This window comes from Photorhabdus sp. RM71S (genome assembly GCF_042879355.1).
In the GTDB taxonomy this organism is placed as follows: domain Bacteria; phylum Pseudomonadota; class Gammaproteobacteria; order Enterobacterales; family Enterobacteriaceae; genus Photorhabdus; species Photorhabdus kayaii.
Map to the genome: position 1 here is coordinate 1 of NZ_JBHFKV010000138.1, position 1,039 is coordinate 1,039.

Here is a 1,039-nt window from a genome sequence, read left to right on the forward strand (position 1 = left end):
CGCCGGACAGTCAGCGCCGACGCCTGCGCGCCTTACGCCTGTGGTTCGACTGGTTGCAGCAACAGCACGCTATCCCGACCAGCCCGGCGGCAACACTGGCCTCGCCAGACAGAAAAAAACGCCCCTCGGTGACGGAGACCCACGGTCAACCCGACGCCATACCGGCCCGCTTCGCCACTTTACGCCAGCATCTGGCGGCCTGGCTGGAAGCCGTGCAGGGACAGGGCTTAAGCGAACGGACACAGGAAGCCTACGAAGAGCGGCTGTTGCCGTTCATCAGCTGGTGTGAAGCACGCGGGGTCATGACCGCACCGCAGGTCAGCCTGCCGTTACTGGAAAGTTACCAGCGCTGGCTGAGAAGCCACCGTAAAGCGGACGGCCAGCCCTACAGCCCGGGCAGTCAGCGGGACCGCCTGAGTGTCTTACGTCAGTGGTTCCGCTGGTTATTGCAACGTCACCATATCCTGTATAACCCGACGGATAACATGGTATTGCCAAGAGAAGAAAAACGGTTGCCGGCGCAGGTGATGAATGAAGACGAAACCCACACGGTATTAGCCGCCGCCAGTATCGACACACTCACGGGCCTGAGAAACCGGGCTATCCTTGAAGTGCTGTGGAGTACCGGTATCCGGCGGATGGAAGTGGCGAACCTGCTGTTAAGCGAAGTGGACTTCGGGCGCGGCGTGGTGATGGTCAGACAGGGTAAAGGCGGTAAAGACCGGGTGGTGCCCATCGGCGAACAGGCGCTGCACTGGTTAAGTCGCTGGCTCAGTGTCCGGCCCCAGTTAACGCGCCGGGGAGACAGCGGTCACCTGTTTATCACCAGGAAAGGCCGGGGGCTGGCCAGAGGCACATTAACCCAGATAGCCGCTGACAGCATCCGTAAACAGGCGCAGCTGACTAAACCGGGGGCCTGTCATCTGTTCCGGCACTCAATGGCGACGCAGATGTTAGAGAACGGCGCAGACACCCGACACATCCAGGCGATACTGGGGCATGAGAAGCTGGAAACCACCCAAATCTATACGCGGGTGGC

Annotated in this window: 1 protein-coding gene; it reads left to right on the forward strand. The window is 60.7% G+C overall.

All coding sequences use genetic code 11. From position 1 onward, the window contains the following. Positions 1-158: 158 nt before the first annotated feature. The coding region (gene xerC / locus ACGF5R_RS24095; protein WP_387693148.1) for a site-specific tyrosine recombinase XerC at positions 159-1,039 on the forward strand (881 nt) is incomplete at its 3' end.